Genomic DNA, 18,136 nt, shown 5'->3' with positions numbered 1-18,136 from the left:
CCGCAGCAATCGCCGCCTTCGCATCCTCGGCCGAGGCGCGGGCATATTCCCCGATCACGTCGTTGGTGTCGGACGGATTGATATTGGCAACGCCATCACCGCCAACCCATTCGCCGGCAATCAGGTTTTGGTGCAATGTCATGGGCCTCAGCCTCCTTCATCTACTTTTCGCGGGCAACCGCGCCTGTCGCGGCCTGCCACTGGCATACCGCATATGTCAGAGCTGATGTATGGCGACCGGTTCGGCGGCGGCGATTGCGAGCGGATTGCGCAAGGGAAGGCCGAATTCGGCAGCCTCGATCTCGAAGACATCCCCCTCTTCCGTGCGGATACCATCGCCGAAGGAGAGCGTCGCCGTGCCGAACATGTGGACGTGGATGTCCCCCGGCTGGCGGAACAGGCCATATTTGAAATGGTGATGCTCGAGGTTGGCAAAGCTGTGCGACATGTTGGCTTCGCCCGATAGGAACGGCTTTTCCCACAGAACCTTGCCGCTCCGCAGGATACGCGAGGTGCCTCTGATATCGTCGGGTGCTGCGCCGACGCGGATTTCCGGCCCGAAGCTCGCCTGGCGCAGCTTCGAATGCGCGAGCCAGAGATAGTTGACCCGCTCGGTCTTGTGATCGGAAAACTCGTTGGCGACGGCAAAGCCGATACGGAACGGCATGCCCTTGTCAGAGATCACGTAGATGCCGGCCATCTCCGGCTCCTCCCCACCGTCTTCGGCAAAGGCCGGAGAGACGAGCGCCGAACCGGGCGCGACGGCGGAGGTGCCGTTACCCTTGTAGAACCATTCCGGCTGCACGCCGGTTTCGCCCGGTTGCGGCTTGCCGCCTTCAAGGCCCATGCGGAACATCTTCATCGAGTCGGTCAGCGTCTCCTCCGCCGCCTCGGTCGTCTTTTTGTGCATGGCGTCGCGGGTCGCGGCTGAACCAAGATGCGTCAGCCCCGTTCCGGTCAGATGCAGGTGCGCGGGGTCGGGGTGGGTGATCGGCGGCAGAAGACGGCCTTCGGCATAGGCCTTTTCGAGATCGACGGCAGCACCAAGACCCTTTGCCTCGATCGTGTCCTTGAGGCTACGCCCGGCATTGGCCGCGTCCATCGCCAGTGCATAGACGCTCGCCGCGCCGTTGACTGCGCGGGCAACCTCGCCCGGCGCGCGTACCGCGACCGTTGTCGATCCGTCTTCGTTCCTGATCTGAGAAATCAGCACGATCCTGTCCTTCCTTGCATCGTTCGGGCCTTGCTCGCGCCTGATCTCAGGCAAACCGCGGCCCCTCGGGTGGCTCTCGCCACCCAATCCTGACAGTCCGGGCTGTCACTCCCGGCAGCCGGAGCTGCCCGTTCAATGGTACTGGTTCGATCCGGGCCGTTCGGTCGCTGGTCAGCCCTTGTTCTTGTTGTAGACGTCGAAGAAGACGGCAGCGAGCAGCACCAGACCCTTGATCAGCTGCTGGTAGTCGATGCCGATGCCCATGATCGACATGCCATTGTTCATCACGCCCATGATGAAGGCCCCGATCACCGCGCCGATGATCTTGCCGACGCCGCCGGACGCTGAGGCGCCGCCGATGAAGCAGGCCGCAATCACGTCGAGTTCAAAGCCTTGGCCGGCCTTCGGCGTTGCCGAGTTGAGGCGGGCGGTGATGATCATGCCGGCAAGTGCGGCCAGAACACCCATGTTGATGAAGGTGTAGAACGTCAGCCGCTCGGTGTTGATGCCGGAGAGCTTCGCCGCCTTGACGTTGCCGCCCATGGCATAGATGCGACGGCCGATCGTCGAGCGCGTGGTGACGAAGGTATAGAGCGCGATCAGCACGCCCATGGCAATCAGCACGTTGGGCAGGCCGCGATAGGTCGAAAGCTGATAGCCGATGAACAGCGCAACGACGGCGATGACCGCCATCTGGATGGCGAAGAAGACGAAGGGCTCGTTTTCGCTACCGTGCTGCTCGTTGACCCGGCGATTGCGCACGCCCGCATAGATGGCGTAGCCGACGAGTGCCAGCACCGCCACCAGCGCCACCATGTTCTGGATGAGGTCGGGCCTCGGATTGAGGAAGTAGAGGAAATCCGGAACGAAGCCTGTCGAAAGCAGCTGAAACTCCTTCGGGAACGGACCGATCGGCCGGCCGCCGAGCACCACGTAGGTGAGCCCGCGGAAGACCAGCATGCCGGCAAGCGTGACGATGAAGGACGGGATCTTCTGATAGGCGACCCAGTAACCCTGCGCCGCCCCCATGATGCCGCCGACAACAAGACAGGCAGGAATGACGACGAAGGCCGGCAGGCCCCACTTGACCAGCATGATCGCCGATATCGCCCCGATGAAGGCGACGATCGAGCCGACCGAAAGGTCGATGTGTCCGGCGACGATGATCAGCAGCATGCCCAGCGCCATGATGACGATGAACGAGTTCTGCAGCACCAGGTTGGTGATGTTGACCGGGCGGAACAGCACGCCGTTGGTGACGAACTGGAAGAACAGCATGATGACCACGAGCGCGACCAGGAGGCCGTATTCGCGGATGTTGTTCTTGAGATAGTCCCCGATCGAGGGTTTGTTCGGTTGGGTGCTCGTATCGGCGACCATTAGTGTTTCTCCCCTGAACGCATGATGGCACGCATGATGGATTCCTGGCTCGCTTCGGCCTTTGAAAGCTCGGCGACGATGCGGCCCTCGTTCATGACGTAGATGCGGTCGCAGGTTCCAAGCAGTTCCGGCATCTCCGATGAAATCATCACGATGCCTTTGCCCTCGGCTGCAAGCTGGTTGATGATGGTGTAGATCTCATACTTCGCGCCGATATCGATACCGCGTGTCGGCTCGTCGAGGATGAGGACTTCCGGATTGGTGAACAGCCACTTCGACAGCACCACCTTCTGCTGATTGCCGCCGGAAAGATTGACCGTTTCCTGATAGATCGAGTGCGAGCGGATGCGCAGCTTCGAACGATAGTCGGAGGCGACCTTGACCTCCTTGCGATCGTCGATGACGCCGTTGGACGCCACCGCCTTCAGGTTGGAGAGCGTGGTGTTCTCCTTGATGTTGTTGATCAGCACGAGACCCAGTTGCTTGCGGTCTTCGGTGACATAGGCGAGACCAGCGTCGATGGCGCGGGGGATGGTGCTGACGTCGACCGGCTTGCCGCGCATCAGGACGTCGCCGGTGATCTTGTGCCCCCAGGACTTGCCGAAGATGCTCATCGCCGTTTCGGTTCGCCCCGCCCCCATCAGGCCGGCGATGCCGACGACTTCGCCGGCGCGCACGGTAAAATTGACGTCGTGCAGGAACTGCCGGTCGCGGTGATGCTGGTGGAAGACGTTCCAGTTCTTCACTTCCAAGAGCGTCTCGCCGATCTTGGGCTCGCGCGGCGGGTAACGATCTTCCATCGCACGACCGACCATGCCCTTGATGATCCGGTCTTCGCCGATATCCTCGGTCTGACAGTCGAGCGTTTCAACGGTTCCGCCGTCGCGCAGGATGGTGATCTGGTCGGCGACCTTGCGGATCTCGTTCAGCTTGTGCGAAATGATGATCGAAGTCATGCCCTGCGCGCGAAACTCCATCAAGAGCTTCAAGAGCGCGTCAGAATCGTTTTCGTTGAGCGAGGCGGTCGGTTCGTCGAGGATCAGCAGCCGCACCTTCTTCGACAGCGCCTTGGCGATCTCGACCAGCTGCTGCTTGCCGACGCCGATGTCAGTGATCAGCGTGGCGGGCGGCTCGCTCAGGCCCACCTTTTTCAGAAGTTCCTGCGTGCGGGCAAAGGTCTGCGGCCAATGGATCACCCCATTGGTGGCGATCTCGTTGCCGAGAAAGATGTTTTCGGCGATCGACAGCAGCGGAACCAGCGCCAGTTCCTGGTGGATGATGATGATGCCGAGATGTTCGCTGTCAGAGATGGTCGAGAAGCGGCGAGGCTCGCCGTCGTAGTAGATCTCGCCGTCATAGGTGCCGGCGGGATAGACGCCGCTCAGTACCTTCATCAGCGTCGATTTGCCGGCACCGTTTTCACCGACCAGAGCGTGGATCTCACCTTCGCGAACCTTGAAGCTGACATTGTCCAGCGCCTTGACGCCCGGAAACGTCTTGGTGATGCCACGCATTTCGAGAATGATATTGTCCATGTTCAGTCATTCCAGCGGCAGTCGGCAAGAGAGTACAGGCTCCCTCACCGGGATAAAAGGGTCCGCGATGGATCGCGGACCCTCAGGTGCGTCATCCTATCAGTTGTTGATCTGATCTTCGGTGTAGTAACCGGAGGAGACCAGCACATCCTTGATGTTGGACTTGTCGACCGCGACCGGCTTCAGCAGGTAGGACGGAACGACCTTGACGCCGTTGTCATAGGTTTTGGTGTCGTTCACTTCCGGCTCCTTGCCTTCCATGATCGCATTGACCATGCCGACCGTGACCTTGGCGAGTTCGCGCGTGTCCTTGAAGATCGACGAATACTGTTCGCCGGCAAGGATCGACTTGACCGAAGGCAGTTCGGCGTCCTGACCGGTAACGGCAGGCATCGCCATGTCGCCGGAACCATAGCCGACGCCCTTCAGCGCCGAGATGATGCCGATGGACAGGCCGTCGTAGGGCGACAGAACGCCATCGACCTTGGCATCGGTGTAGTTGGAGGACAGCAGGTTTTCCATGCGGGCCTGGGCAACGGCACCATCCCAGCGCAGCGTGCCGACCTGGTCCATGCCCTTCTGGCCGGACTTGACGACGATCTTGTTGCTGTCGATCAGCGGCTGCAGGACCGACATCGCACCGTCGTAGAAGAAGAAGGCGTTGTTATCGTCAGGCGAACCGCCGAAGAGTTCGACGTTCTTCGGCTCGGTCGCGCCGTCGAGCTTCAGGCCCTGCACCAGCGACGTTGCCTGCTGCACGCCGACCTGGAAGTTGTCGAAGGTGGCGTAGTAGTCGACATTGCCCGAATCGCGGATCAGACGGTCGTAAGCGATGACCTTGACGCCGGCGTCATGGGCCTTCTGCAGGATGTCGGAAAGCGTCGTGCCGTCGATGGCGCCGATGACGAGAACCTTGGCACCCTTGGTCACCATGTTTTCGATCTGGGCGAGCTGGTTCGGAATATCATCGTCGGCAAACTGCAGGTCCGGCGTGTAACCGGCTTCCTTGAACAGCTTCTCCATGGTCTCGCCATCGGAGATCCAGCGGGTCGAGGTCTTCGTCGGCATGGAAATGCCAACCGTGCCTTTGTCCTGTGCGAAGGCGGGCGCAGCAAACGACGCGACGGAGATCGCGGCCGCTGCGAGAAGCGAAGTAATCAATTTCATCTGGTCTCTCCCAAAAGTGTTGAAGCCGGCAGGCCCGCAGCCTCCCCGTCCTATGCGCAGCGATCCACCGGCCCGGAGATCGCGTCTCCGGCGGTGGATCCAGGTGAAGGAAGTCCTCCCCGCCCGCATGCTCCCACATGCACTGGCACATGGGGAAAAACTGGAATCAAAAGCCATAACTGTCAAATACAATATCGCTTTGCTACCATACCAATATTGATATACTACTCGAAAACAGTGTGATTTTTGAAACATCCTGAAAACTGGATTGCCCACGATGATGAAAGAAGGAAAGCCCGGCACGACAGGGATTGCCGCCGAACAGTTCGACAGCGGGCTCTTTCGCTCAGGGCTGAAGATCAATCACCTCCGGCTGATCCTGGCGATCGACGATCATCGTCGCATCAGTGCGGCCGCCGAGACGCTCGGCATCTCCCAGCCCGCCGCCTCGCGCATGCTGGCGGAGATCGAGACGATCCTGAAGGCGCCGATCTGCGAGCGAGTGGCACGCGGCGTAGAACTGACCCGCTACGGCCAGGCGTTGGCGCGGCGGGCGCGCACGATCTTTCTGGAACTGCGGGAGGCCTCGCGCGAGATCAGCGAACTGAAGACCGGCAGCGGCGGCTCGGTGTCGATCGGCTCGGTGACCGGGCCGGCGCTCAACCTCGCCGTTCCGGCAATCCGCCAGGTCATCACCGCCTATCCCGGCATCGAGATCAACATCCAGATCGAAAACAGCAATGTGCTGACGCGCGAGCTGCTCGCCGCCCGCCACGACTTCGTCGTCGGACGCATCCCAGACGATCTCAGCCCGCGGCTCTTCAACATGGTCGAGATCGGCTACGAGGAGGTCTGCCTGATCGTGCGCGACGGCCATCCGCTGCTCGACAAGCCCATTGCCGGCGCCGAAGATCTGCCCGCCTACGACTGGGTGTTCCAGCCGCCGGGAACGCTGCTGCGCCGCGCCGTCGAAGACAGCTTCATGTCCGCGGGTGTGCGCCTACCGGCGACCGTCATCAACACCTCGTCGATCATCCTGACGCTGTCGATCGTGCGCAACACCAATGCGATTGCGCCGGTGGCGCTCGATGTCGCCAACCTGATCGCCGACAACGGCACGCCGGCCGGCGAGATCCGCATCCTCAAAACCGAGATCCCGATCCGCATCAAGCCCTATGGGTTGATCACCGCCGAGGGACGCGCGCTGCCGCCGAGCGCCAAGCTGCTCTACGACCTCATTCTCAAACAGGGACGAGCATGATCAGCCAGCATTGGTTGATCAGCCTGGGCATGATCAAGTTGATCAGCCTGGGATAATCTCCATCCGGCATTTTGCGCCGGGATAGCGGAGGCTGCATGTTCGGAATGTCGGTGTTTCAGTCCGTGCTCGAGCGGCTGAAGACGGAAGAAGACGAGGAAGAGACCGCCAATGCGGAGGTTTTCGCGACGTCGCGCACGCCTCTGTTCGCAACCACGTTCGTCGCCGGCGGCGCCGACAGCGCGTCTGCTGCGCGCAGCGCCGTCGAGCGAGCCTATTTCGATGCGTCCTTCGTCGAGCCGCCGCCGATAGAGCCGATGCCGGAATTTCTCAACCGCATCAGCCTTGCCGAAGTCGCCGAGGAACTTGACCTTGGTGAAGGGGAGACATTGACGACGCTCGCTGCCAAGCGGCGAAGCTTCGCCGCCGCCAATCATCCCGATCGCCTGCCGCAGGACTACCGCGCCAATGCGACGGTCCGGATGAAACTCGCCAACATGCTCATCGACGAGGCGTCGCGCCAATTGCAGGCGGCCTGACCGCCGCTCACGCGTCGTTGTCAGCCTTGGGCGTCTCGTCTTTTGACGCCGAGCCCTCAGCACCGGCAGTCTTGTCTGTCGGCTTGTAAAACAGCAGCAGAGAGGACCCGACATAGGCGGCGATCGCCAGAGCGATGATGCTGAAGAACGGCTGGTCGTGATAGAATTCGAGCGCCGCCCAGCCGGCGCAGACTAAAAAGATCAAAACCCGCCGCCACAAGGGACGGTAAAAGGCGTGGTCCGGGTCGATGAGTTTGATCATCCTGTCCTCTGGGTGCTTGCGCTCGTGATCGGCAACGGATGTCTTGTAGGGGAAATCCACCGGCCGCCGCAAGCCCGCGACCGCATCACGCCCTTGACGGGCACCATGAAAATAGAATAAAAATTCCGAAATTGTTTTCTTCGACCATTTCATTCCGAACAGATGGCGCCGGACGCCCGCACGGAAGAAACGGTCGGGCAAGGGAGAGGAAAGCGCGCGGCATCCGCTCGGGCACCATCGCTGACAACCACCTTGCAACCCAATCGCGGAATTGCCCCTCCGCGGCGCCTTTGCGCGATGAGCGCCGATCATCACGCACCTTCCCGGTCGAGGACCGGATTTCGAGAGAGACAGAGATGACAGTGAGATTTGGTCTTCTGGGCGCCGGACGCATCGGCAAGGTTCACGCAAAGGCCGTCAGCGGCAATCCCGATGCCGTGCTCGTCGCCGTGGCCGACGCCTTTCCGGCCGCCGCCGATGCCATCGCCAAGGCCTATGGCTGCGAGGTCCGCACCATCGAGGCAATCGAAAAATCGGCCGATATCGACGCCGTTGTCATCTGCACGCCGACCGATACCCATGCCGACCTGATCGAGCGTTTCGCCCGCGCCGGCAAGGCGATCTTCTGCGAAAAGCCCATCGATCTCGATGTCGATCGCGTGCGGGCCTGCATGAAGGTGGTGGCCGAGACCAAGGGCAAGCTGATGGTCGGCTTCAACCGCCGCTTCGACCCGCATTTCATGGCCGTCAAGCAGGCAATCGACGCCGGCAAGATCGGCGACGTCGAGATGGTGACGATCACCTCGCGCGATCCCGGCGCGCCGCCGGTCGACTACATCAAGCGCTCGGGCGGAATCTTCCGCGACATGACGATCCATGACTTCGACATGGCGCGCTTCCTGCTCGGCGAAGAGCCCGTATCGGTAACGGCGACCGCCGCCGTCCTCGTCGACAAGGCAATCGGCGAAGCCGGCGACTACGACAGTGTGTCCGTCATCCTGCAGACCGCCTCCGGCAAACAGGCGATCATCTCCAACTCGCGCCGCGCCACCTACGGCTACGACCAGCGCATCGAGGTTCACGGCTCCCAGGGTGTCGTCTCGGCGGAAAACCAGCGCCCGGTGTCGATCGAGATCGCCAATGGCGAAGGCTACACCCGCCCGCCGCTGCACGATTTCTTCATGACCCGCTACACCGAAGCCTATGCCAACGAGATCGAGAGCTTCATCTCCGCGATCGAAAAGGGCACGGAAATCACCCCGTCGGGCAAGGATGGCCTGGCAGCGCTCGCGCTTGCCGACGCAGCCGTGAAGTCGGTCATCGAAAAGCGCCAGATCAGCGTCGCGTAAAGCATTTCGAGGAAAAGTGCGAAGCGGGTTTCCGTTTGGCAAAGACAAACGGCCGGGCGCGACACGCCCGGCCGTTTCGTGTTTCAGTTCATTGCCTCAGCCGTCCGCGCGCAATGGCGCATTCTCCCATCCGCCTGACTGCTCCTCCTGCCCGGTGCTCGGGGCAACGCCGGGCCTGCCAGTGAGAAAGCCCTGAACCTGGAGGCAGCCCTCGTCGACCAGGATCTGCCTTTGCCGCTCCGTTTCCACGCCTTCGGTTACGACAGGCAGGTTGAGGCTGTTGCCAAGCGCAATGATCGCCCTGACGATCGCGTGCGCCGAAGGGTCCTTGTCGATCACGGCAGTGAAGCTGCAATCGATCTTCAGCTTGTCGAACGGGAACGTCTGCAGGTTGCTGAGCGAGGAATGCCCGGTGCCGAAATCATCCATGACGATGCGCACCCCATGTATCCTCAGTCGTCCGAGGGTGGCGAGAACGTCTTCGCGATTGTGCAGAAGGGCCGCCTCGGTGATCTCCAGCTCCAACCGGCGCGGCTCCAGCCCCGTTCGCCGCAGGATACCAAAGATCTGATCGAAAAGATTGGGAAGCAGGAACTGCACCGGCGAGATATTGACCGAAACCGGTAGAGGCTCGTTCCATTTCGCCGCCTCCCTGCAGGCCTGCTCCAGCACCCATTCGCCGATCTGGATGATCGAACCGCTTTGCTCGGCGATCGGGATGAAGACATCGGGGCTGATGAGGCCACGCTCCGGATGCATCCAGCGCAAGAGCGCCTCGTAGCCCAGGATCCGATCGCCGCGCAGATCGACAAGCGGTTGATATTCAAGGAAGAGCTGCCGGCGAAGCACGGCATGGCGCAGGTCGTTTTCGATCTGCCGTCGCGTGCGCACGGTCTCGTCCATTTCCGTGTCGAAGAAGCAGGCGATCCCCTTGCCCGATTGTTTGGCGCGGTAGAGAGCGGTGTCGGCATTGTTGCGCAGCCGGTCAGCCGTGTCGCCATCAGCAGGGTAGATCGCAGCACCGATGCTGACGCCGACGGCGGTCGGATCGCGGTTCGTATCCATCTCGGCGGCAAAATAAGTCAGGATGCGGTCCGACAGGTGACGCGCCGCGTCGGGCTGTTCGCCACCCACCTGAAGAATGGCAAACTCGTCGCCGCCCAGCCGGGCGACGGTATCCCCCTCGCCGACCGCCTTGCGCAGGATGTCGGCGACCTTCATGAGGATGCGGTCCCCCTCGCCATGGCCGAAAATGTCGTTGACGGCCTTGAAGCGGTCGAGGTCGAGGCAAAGGATGGCAAGCTGCTCGTTCTTCGCCGCCGCCACCGTCATGACCTGGGCCAGGCGCCGGTCGAAGAAACCACGATTGGGAAGATCGGTCAGCACATCGTGGTGGGCCAGATGCTCGATAGTGCGCTCGGCTTCCTTGCGCGCGCTGAGGTCGCGCACGAAGATCACCTCGCATTCGCGGCCGCGATACTCGACCGTCCGGCACATGAACTCGACCGGCACGGACTGGCCGGCCACATTGATCAGATCGATTTCGCCGGGGCCGTCGCCGCGATGATGGCTCTGCAGCCCTTCCTCACCGAAGGCGAAAACCTCCGCCGGTTCTCGGCCGGTGAGCTCCGAAACCTTCCATCCCGTCAGGCGCGCAAAACGCTCGTTGGTGTCGATGATGCGGCCTTCATGCACGATGGCCATGCCTTCCAGCGATGCATTGGCAAGCCCGCGCAGGTCGGTCAGATGCCGATCGACGAACAGCGCGCCGAAGGCCAGGATGATCAGCATGGTCGAGGCAGCAATGACCCCGCCGGCAAGCCAGGCCGGATGGATGGTATCGGCTGCCGGAATATCCGGCGCCGGTACCAGCGTGATGCCACTCATCGAGGTGAAGTGCAGGACGCAGATGGCAACGACGAGCAGCAGCGTCGAGACGACAAGCCTGCGGGCGTTGCGCAGCACATGAAACGCATGCAGCGCTGCCATCGCCAGCAGGGTGCCGGCGACGATGCCGAAAACCGTGAACCTTGCATCGTAGACAATGTGTCCCGGCATCTCGAGCGCCTGCATGCCGGTAAAGTGCATGGCGGCAATGCCGCCGCCCAGGATGACACCGCTAGATGCAAGGGCGTAGTGCGAGCGAGCGCCAAGCCCGACCGTGAAAGCAACCCAGGCGGCCGCGATCGCGAGAACGATCGAAAGCGTCGTCCCCCAGGCGCCATAGGAAACCGTCATCCCGCCATCATAGGCGAGCATGGCAATGAAATGAGTGGACCAGACGCCGATGCCGCAGGCAAAACCACTGACGGCGGTCCAAAGACCGCGCTGACTGCCTTCGCTTCGCTGGGCACGCAGCAGCAACAGCATGGTTGCGACGCAACCGGCCAGGCAAACCACGGCCGCCACCAGCACCAGACGCCAATCGTGATCATCGCGTATGCATGCAATCACTGAAAACATCATCGTCTCCCGCGTCAATGTCACATTGACAAGGAGTTGCTAAATAACTGTAAATTGTATTAGCTGGTTTGTTCGCCCTTGATGCAACCCCAAAAATGGTTGCCTCGCCCGTCTCGCCAAAGCGGCTGTTCCTTAGTGCGATCCGGCCGTAGCAATCTCGCTGTCGATCTTGCCCAGAGCACGCTCGAGATGGCCGTCGAACACGAGCCGCTGTTCGTCGAGCACGACCGATATCTCGGGCGCGCCCTGAAGCCTGAGCTGGAGTGACTGGGATACGCCCTCCTCCAACCCGCCGCGCAAGAGATCGAAGTAGCGCGTGCCGGGGCCGGTAACGTAGATCGGCATACGCTCGTAAAGACTGAGCATGCGCGAGACGCCGTTGCCGAGCGCGATGCCAGCTTGGCGAAAGGCATAGCCGGCCATGCGATGCCCCTGGCGCGCACTCGCTGCGATCTTGTCCATTTCGGCAATTGGCACGAATTTCGCCGGGATCGTGTCGGCCGGCACTTCGAAGGCGGCCCGCAGAATGCCGTAGAAACCGGCAGCCGCTTCGATGCAGCCATAGGCGCCGCAACGGCACAGTCCGGCCGATGGCGCATGCAGCATGTGGCCGAAATTCGGCGCCGTCACGTCGATCTCGCCGAACCTGCCCTTGCGGGCAACGCCGAGGCCGATGCTGTGGCCGAGCGAGATGGCGGCAAGCGATCGAAATCCGCCGTCCGGCGCGCGCTCCGCTTCGGCCGCCAGCGCCTGTGCCACCAGCAGGGTCTCATTGTTGAGCATCACCCTCGCTCGCCATTCCGGCGCAAGCAACGCGGCAAAGTCGAGCTGCTCGCTGCCGAACACCGGAGACCAGAGCAGCCGTGCCGCGTCCGTATCGGCGTCGACCAGCCCCTTGCTGCTGATGGAGATGGCCAGCACGCGGTCGCGCGTCAGGCGCGAGCGCTGCAGCAGGCGCTCCAGCGCCTCGACGAAGGTGCGCGCAAACGCGTCCGTGCCGCGCTGGTCGTGATTGCGGCCCTCCTCGAAGCGGTCGAGCAGCGTGCCGCCATAGTCGGTCAGCGAATACTGCACCACATCCGAAGAGATACGCACGACGACGATGTAACCGCAGTCGCGACGTGGCGTGAACAGGACGCGCGGGCGCCCTCGTCCGCCCTGCACATGCTGTTCCGCCTTGGCGATCACTCCGGCGCGCTCGAGCTCGGCCGTGATCGCCGACACCGTCGCCGAGGCGAGCCCGGTTGCGGCGGAAATTTCGGTATGCGAGAGATTGCGGGCGCGCCGGAGCGCGGCAAGGACCAGCGCACTGTTCTGCTGACGCACGAGCTCAGTGCTGGACTTGGTCAGCATCATACGTCCTTGCCGGTGGCGGGTCCTTCGAACACATGCCCTCCCAAAGCATCTGTTGCACGGCGAGGCAAGGCACTGATCGCCTTGTCGACACCTCGTCAATCTCTGCCATTGATTTTCTCGACTGTCGAGAAATAATCCACAGACCCTTTCCGGCAGCGATGAGTGGCAATGAACTTGCTCGGCGCTGAGCGAGAAGGCTGTCATCAGAGCTGAAACGCACGGCCATTGATCAAGACCGAGCGGGGTCGCCGGCAAATCACGCGGCACCCGACCCGAGCTTGGCGGCCGGAACTGTTGAAATGACACAACAATCCCCTTCCCGCCTGCGTCCGTTTCACCCGGACCCTCACCGCACCCCCGGTGACGAGCCCAGGAAACCGGCGCATCGGCAGTCCATACGCAACCGGGTCGGCCGTGTTGACAGGCCGTGGATTCTCTGACATTCATTTTCTCGACTGTCGAGAAAATAAAACCGGACGATGTTTACGGTGGCATTTCGACAGCGTTGCAAGGCTGGTCGAGGATGGTGCGGGAGGTTCGCACGCTCAGCCGGCCGCCACTCGGGAGGATGAAATGAAATCCGTTTTGAAGCTGATGGCAGGGGCTGCCATCATCGCGTCGATGCATTCCGCAGCCATCGCCAAGGATCTGGTGGTCGGCGTTTCCTGGTCGAACTTCCAGGAAGAGCGTTGGAAAACCGACGAAGCCGCCATCAAGGCAGCACTTGAGGCATCCGGCGACAAGTACATTTCCGCTGACGCCCAGTCTTCCGCTGCCAAGCAGCTGACCGACGTCGAGTCGCTGATCGCCCAGGGTGCCAACGCTCTGATCGTGCTTGCACAGGATAGCGACGCCATCGGCCCGGCCATCGAAAAGGCTGCCGCCGAAGGCATTCCGGTTGTCGGCTACGACCGCCTGATCGAAAATCCGGCCGCCTTCTACATCACCTTCGACAACAAGGAAGTGGGCCGCATGCAGGCTCGCGAAGTGTTCAAGGTCAAGCCGGAAGGCAACTATGTCTTCATCAAGGGCTCGTCTGCCGACCCGAACGCCGACTTCCTGTTCTCCGGACAGATGGAAGTGCTGAAGGAAGCTGTCGACGCCGGCAAGATCAAGAGCGTCGGTGAAGCCTACACCGACGGATGGAAGCCGGAAAATGCCCAAAAGAACATGGAGCAGTTCCTGACCGCAAACGACAACAAGGTCGACGCGGTCGTCGCTTCCAACGACGGCACCGCTGGCGGTGCGATTGCAGCCCTCGATGCCCAGGGCCTCGCCGGCTCCGTTCCGGTCTCCGGCCAGGACGCCGACAAGGCAGCCCTCAACCGCGTCGCCCTCGGCACCCAGACCGTTTCGGTCTGGAAGGACTCGCGTGAACTCGGCAAGCGCGCAGCCGAAATCGCCGCCGAACTGGCGAGCGGCAAGAAGATGGAAGAAATCGCCGGCGTGACGGCCTTCAATGGCGGCCCCAAGGGCGTCGCCATGCAGTCGGTCTTCCTCGCACCGCTTCCGATCACCAAGGAGAACCTCAACGTCGTCATCGACGCCGGCTGGATCTCCAAGGACGAAGCTTGCCAGGGCGTCAAGGGCGACGTCGCTGCGTGCAAATAAGCCGCCCGGACAGAGTTGAGCTCTAACCTTCGACAAGCGCCGCAACGCAACCCGTTGCGGCGCTTGCGCAAGGTGTGACCGGGGCGGACAATGCCCGCTGCATGATCCCTTAAATCGGAAGCGATCTGAGGAGAGGATCATGAAGCATGCTTGAAGTTTTACAGCGTCCTTAGCGCGTCATATTTCACACGCGGCGCTGTAAGACCTTCAGGCACGCGTTGGCACGAACGAGAGAAGCGCTCGACAACTGTCTTCATCATCAGACTTGTCGCGTCCCATTCCGGTCTTTGGCGCCGGCGGATGCGGTGACATCAACAGAAAGTGGGGGGAAGGCACGTCCATGGCCGACATCACACAAGGCAATCAGACACAGAGCCAGGCCAACCGTGCCCGCAACGCGGACGAGAACCCGGTGAAGCGCTTCTTCCGCGCCACCGAGATCGATACCCGCTTGCTCGGCATGGTCGGCGCGCTGGCCATCATCTGGCTCGGCTTCGAGATCATGACCGGCGGCCTGTTTCTGACGCCGAGAAACCTTTGGAACCTGACGGTTCAAACCTCGTCCGTCGCCGTGATGGCGACCGGCATGGTACTGATCATCGTCACCCGCAACATCGATCTGTCGGTCGGCTCCGTGCTTGGCTTCTGCGGCATGATCATGGCGGTCATGCAGGTCAAGGTCCTGCCGCAATATCTCGGGCTCGAGCATCCCGCCATCTGGATCATCACGCTTGCCTGCGGCATCGCCGTCGGCGCCGCGATCGGCGCGCTCCAGGGCTCGATCATCGCCTTCCTCAACGTGCCGGCCTTCATCGTCACGCTCGGCGGCCTGCTCGTCTGGCGCGGTGCCACCTGGTTCGTCACCAGCGGCCAGACTGTTGCACCGATGAATTCCACCTTCCGCCTGATGGGCGGTGGCACCGAGGGGTCCATCGGGGCGACAGCCAGCTGGATTGTCGGCATCATCGCCTGTATCGCCATCGTCGGGGCCATCCTCAACTCGCGCAAGCAGCGCAAGCGCTTCGGCTTTCCGCTGCGCCCGGTCTGGGCCGAATATTTCCTCGGCATCCTCGGCTGCATCCTGGTGATGGGCGCGGTGGCGATCGCCAACCACTATTACTGGCCGGTCAACATTGCTCGCAAATATGCCGACGCCAACGGCATCGCCTGGCCGGACGGCGGCTTGCTCATCTCGCACGGTATCGCCATCCCCGTGCTGGTCGCCATCGCCGTCGGCATCGTCATGACATTCATCGCCACTCGCCTGCGCTTCGGCCGCTATGTCTTTGCGCTCGGGGGCAATCCTGAGGCAGCCGAACTGGCGGGGATCAAGACCCGCTGGGTCACCGTCAAGATCTTCATGCTGATGGGCGTGCTCTGCGCCATCGCCGCGGCGATCTCGACGGCCCGCCTCAACGCCGCAACTAACGCGCAAGGCGAGCTCGACGAGCTCTACACGATCGCAGCCGCGGTCATCGGCGGCACGTCGCTTGCCGGCGGCGTCGGCACGATCGCCGGCGCGATGATCGGCGCACTCGTCATGCAATCGCTGCAGTCGGGCATGGTGCTCTTGGGGATCGACTCGCCGTTCCAGCGCATCGTCGTCGGCGTGGTTCTTGTCGTCGCCGTCTGGCTCGACACGATCTACCGCGCCCGTGCCAAGTAAGAAGGAGTCCGACCAATGAAAGACCAACGCACTCCGCTCGTGGAAATGAAGAACATTTCCATCTCCTTCGGCGGCATCCATGCGGTCGACAACGCTTCCGTCGACCTCTACCCCGGCGAGGTCGTGGCGCTTCTCGGCCACAACGGCGCCGGCAAGTCGACGCTGATCAAGATCCTGTCGGGCGCCTACAAGCGCGACGGCGGCGAGATCCTGATCAATGGCGAAGCCGCCGACATCAGCAACCCGCGCGACGCCAAGAAATACGGCATTGAGACGATCTATCAGACGCTTGCCGTCGCCGATAACGTCGATGCGGCCGCCAACCTCTATCTCGGCCGCGAGCTGCGCACCCCCTGGGGCACGCTCGACGACGTGGCGATGGAGGCCAAGGCCCGCGAAGTCATGGGGCGTCTCAACCCCAACTTCCAGCGCTTCAAGGAACCGGTGAAGGCGCTTTCGGGCGGCCAGCGGCAGTCGGTGGCGATCGCCCGCGCGATCCTGTTCGACGCCCGCATCCTGATCATGGACGAACCGACGGCAGCCCTCGGGCCCCAGGAAACCGCCCAGGTCGGCGAGCTGATCAAGCAGCTGAAGCGCGAAGGCATCGGCATCTTCCTGATCAGCCACGACATCCACGACGTCTTCGACCTCGCCGACCGCGTCTCGGTGATGAAGAACGGCCAGGTCGTCGGCCAGGCCCGCACAGAGGATGTGACCAAGGACGAGGTGCTCGGCATGATCATCATGGGCAAGGTCCCGCCCAAGGCGATCCCCGGCCCCGGCGCCATGCAGACCGCCTAACCAACGACGCCACATGGCCCGGCAATCGCCGGGCCATGTGTTTCATCGGTTTAAGCGGAACCGAGTAGCAAGCTTCAAGGGCTTCAGCTCGCTTTACGAGTCATGTTCGACTCCGGTGCAGACCACCTCGACATCCCCACTGATCCATTCTGCATGCCCGACCTTTCCCCTCACCCGCACCGCCATGCCTGACACAAAGGGCACAGCTTGTCCCGCCCCGCCCGGCAGCCACATCAGGCCCATTCCAAAGCTCGACCATCGGCTGGCTTCCGCATCAATTTGTGAGCCGCTCGCAAATTCCCCTGCGAACTCCGTCATTTCACCATTGAAGCGACGCGCAAGCTAAGCTATGAACCGCTCACAGTCCGCTTCGGCGGCCTTGCTGCAAACGGATGCACCCGTAGCTCAGCTGGATAGAGTGTTGGATTCCGATTCCAAAGGTCACAGGTTCGAATCCTGTCGGGTGCGCCATCTTTCCACCATTCCAGAACAATGATGGTGCTAGGTCCGCGCCCGCCGCCGACCGGACGTTTTCCTTCTATCAGTTGCCCAGGGCCGTATTTCCGCCGAAGACGTCATGAACTGCCCAGCCAGTATGTCCGTGACAGGCTGACGTGGCTCGCGCGCCTTGAGCATCCTCACCCCCTCAAGAAGACGATCCTCTGCGAGCCCGCTCGTTACCGCCAGCCGCTGCCATTTGTCCTCGTGTTGTCGCCGAGTTGATACAAACGCGGTATCTGCGGCCATGGCGTGCCAAGAAGCTATCCCGCCAGAGGGGCTTCCATGAAGATGAGATGGTTGCACAGTTCAGGAGGTGCGTCGTAATAAGGCGCGATCTCCTGGAATCCGAGAGAGCGGTAGAGGCTCAGCGCCTCATCGTGGTTGCGGCCGGTATCCAGCCGCATGGTCGCGTAGCCCCGCTCAGCAGCCACGCGCACGATGTTTTCGGCGAGACGGCGGCCCAGCCCTAAGCCTCGGCCCTCGGGGCTGATGAACATGCGCTTCATCTCGCATGTGTGTTCATCGATCCGCTGCATCATAACACAACCGACCACCTTTCCGTTCAGGCGGGCAACAAGGATCTCGCCATGTGGAGCCGAGTGGATCCTCGGCAGGCTGTCCAGGAGCGCGGCCCATTCTTCTGGTGTGTAATAGCGGTCGACGAACCAAGCGTTTTCGCCGTAGCGTGACCGGCACCAGTCGATGAAGCTGTTGCACAAGGCTCGAATGGCAGGGAAGTCGTCAGGCCCGGCTGGGCCGATCTCCGAGTTCTGTTCCACCTCTGTGCCCCACTCACAAATTTTGCATCGGCAAAGCGGGCGCTCCTTCCCGAGTTCCATGGACGCCGAAAAGGAGGCCGGGATCGAGTCGGGCTCAAGCAATCGCCCGCTGGCATTTGGAAATTTTCCTGCCCAGTGGCTCCATCGAACTTCGTGGATTGTGCTCACGCTATAATCAACTGTAGTCGAAAAAGGTCTTGCTGACTATCTGCCAGCGCTTTTCGGTTGTCAGACGAAGACCGCCGAAAATTCGAGC

At 61.9% G+C, this 18,136-nt stretch carries 14 protein-coding genes, 1 tRNA gene and 1 pseudogene; 7 read left to right on the top strand and 9 right to left on the bottom strand.

What is annotated here, in order from left to right:
- From C6558_RS37590 to chvE, 5 genes and pseudogenes are all read right to left on the bottom strand, one after another.
- Positions 1-142: pseudogene (locus C6558_RS37590) on the bottom strand (aldehyde dehydrogenase family protein); the annotation flags it as partial.
- A 75-nt stretch (positions 143-217) separates the two neighbouring features.
- Positions 218-1,213, bottom strand: a complete 996-nt coding sequence (gene araD1 / locus C6558_RS37585; RefSeq protein WP_025428042.1) for an AraD1 family protein — start codon at positions 1,211-1,213, stop codon at positions 218-220.
- A gap of 171 nt (positions 1,214-1,384) precedes the next feature.
- Positions 1,385-2,593 (bottom strand): multiple monosaccharide ABC transporter permease, encoded by a 1,209-nt coding sequence (gene mmsB / locus C6558_RS37580; protein WP_025428043.1) that lies wholly within the window; start codon positions 2,591-2,593, stop codon positions 1,385-1,387.
- A complete protein-coding gene (gene mmsA, locus C6558_RS37575) occupies positions 2,593-4,128 on the bottom strand; it encodes a multiple monosaccharide ABC transporter ATP-binding protein (protein ID WP_025428044.1) in 1,536 nt (511 codons plus the stop codon). The genes mmsB and mmsA overlap by 1 nt, the downstream gene beginning before the upstream one ends.
- Before the next feature lie 99 nt (positions 4,129-4,227).
- Complete coding sequence (gene chvE / locus C6558_RS37570) at positions 4,228-5,295, bottom strand: multiple monosaccharide ABC transporter substrate-binding protein (RefSeq protein WP_025428045.1); 1,068 nt, start codon at positions 5,293-5,295, stop codon at positions 4,228-4,230.
- A 280-nt stretch (positions 5,296-5,575) separates the two neighbouring features.
- Here chvE and C6558_RS37565 point away from each other — a divergent pair, with 280 nt between their 5' ends.
- Positions 5,576-6,556, top strand: coding sequence for a LysR family transcriptional regulator (locus tag C6558_RS37565; protein WP_025428046.1), 981 nt, complete (start codon positions 5,576-5,578; stop codon positions 6,554-6,556).
- Between the two features lie 95 nt (positions 6,557-6,651).
- On the top strand, positions 6,652-7,092 hold the full coding sequence (locus C6558_RS37560) for a hypothetical protein (protein ID WP_025428047.1): 441 nt from the start codon (positions 6,652-6,654) through the stop codon (positions 7,090-7,092).
- Between the two features lie 7 nt (positions 7,093-7,099).
- Here the strand turns inward: C6558_RS37560 and C6558_RS41875 are convergent, their stop codons facing one another.
- Positions 7,100-7,666 (bottom strand): hypothetical protein, encoded by a 567-nt coding sequence (locus tag C6558_RS41875; RefSeq protein WP_309141689.1) that lies wholly within the window; start codon positions 7,664-7,666, stop codon positions 7,100-7,102.
- Positions 7,667-7,710: 44 nt separating this feature from the next.
- Between C6558_RS41875 and iolG the strand changes: the two genes are divergently transcribed.
- A complete protein-coding gene (gene iolG, locus C6558_RS37550) occupies positions 7,711-8,703 on the top strand; it encodes an inositol 2-dehydrogenase (protein WP_025428049.1) in 993 nt (330 codons plus the stop codon).
- A gap of 96 nt (positions 8,704-8,799) precedes the next feature.
- Here the strand turns inward: iolG and C6558_RS37545 are convergent, their stop codons facing one another.
- Together C6558_RS37545 and C6558_RS37540 are read right to left on the bottom strand one after the other, a co-directional pair.
- A complete protein-coding gene (locus C6558_RS37545; RefSeq protein ID WP_057221388.1) occupies positions 8,800-11,166 on the bottom strand; it encodes an EAL domain-containing protein in 2,367 nt (788 codons plus the stop codon).
- Positions 11,167-11,298: 132 nt separating this feature from the next.
- Positions 11,299-12,519 (bottom strand): ROK family transcriptional regulator, encoded by a 1,221-nt coding sequence (locus C6558_RS37540; protein ID WP_025428051.1) that lies wholly within the window; start codon positions 12,517-12,519, stop codon positions 11,299-11,301.
- 576 nt (positions 12,520-13,095) lie between these two features.
- Between C6558_RS37540 and xylF the strand changes: the two genes are divergently transcribed.
- The 4 genes from xylF to C6558_RS37520 all read left to right on the top strand — a co-directional run bounded on the left by xylF (position 13,096) and on the right by C6558_RS37520 (position 17,071).
- Complete coding sequence (gene xylF, locus C6558_RS37535; protein WP_025428052.1) at positions 13,096-14,133, top strand: D-xylose ABC transporter substrate-binding protein; 1,038 nt, start codon at positions 13,096-13,098, stop codon at positions 14,131-14,133.
- A gap of 340 nt (positions 14,134-14,473) precedes the next feature.
- Positions 14,474-15,799: a sugar ABC transporter permease gene (locus tag C6558_RS37530; protein ID WP_025428053.1), complete on the top strand. Its 1,326-nt coding sequence runs from the start codon at positions 14,474-14,476 to the stop codon at positions 15,797-15,799.
- Between the two features lie 15 nt (positions 15,800-15,814).
- Positions 15,815-16,600: an ATP-binding cassette domain-containing protein gene (locus C6558_RS37525; RefSeq protein WP_025428054.1), complete on the top strand. Its 786-nt coding sequence runs from the start codon at positions 15,815-15,817 to the stop codon at positions 16,598-16,600.
- A gap of 394 nt (positions 16,601-16,994) precedes the next feature.
- Positions 16,995-17,071 (top strand) — tRNA-Arg (locus C6558_RS37520).
- A 290-nt stretch (positions 17,072-17,361) separates the two neighbouring features.
- Here C6558_RS37520 and C6558_RS37515 read toward each other — a convergent pair.
- Positions 17,362-17,880 carry a GNAT family N-acetyltransferase gene (locus C6558_RS37515; RefSeq protein ID WP_081788909.1) on the bottom strand — a complete coding sequence of 173 codons (519 nt, stop codon included), beginning with the start codon at positions 17,878-17,880 and terminating at the stop codon, positions 17,362-17,364.
- Positions 17,881-18,136: the final 256 nt, after the last annotated feature.

Source organism: Ensifer sp. NM-2 (assembly GCF_003024455.1).
In the GTDB taxonomy this organism is placed as follows: Bacteria; Pseudomonadota; Alphaproteobacteria; order Rhizobiales; family Rhizobiaceae; genus Ensifer; species Ensifer canadensis.
The sequence above is the reverse complement of the archived record's forward strand: the minus strand, read 5'-3'. Positions and strand labels throughout refer to the sequence as shown.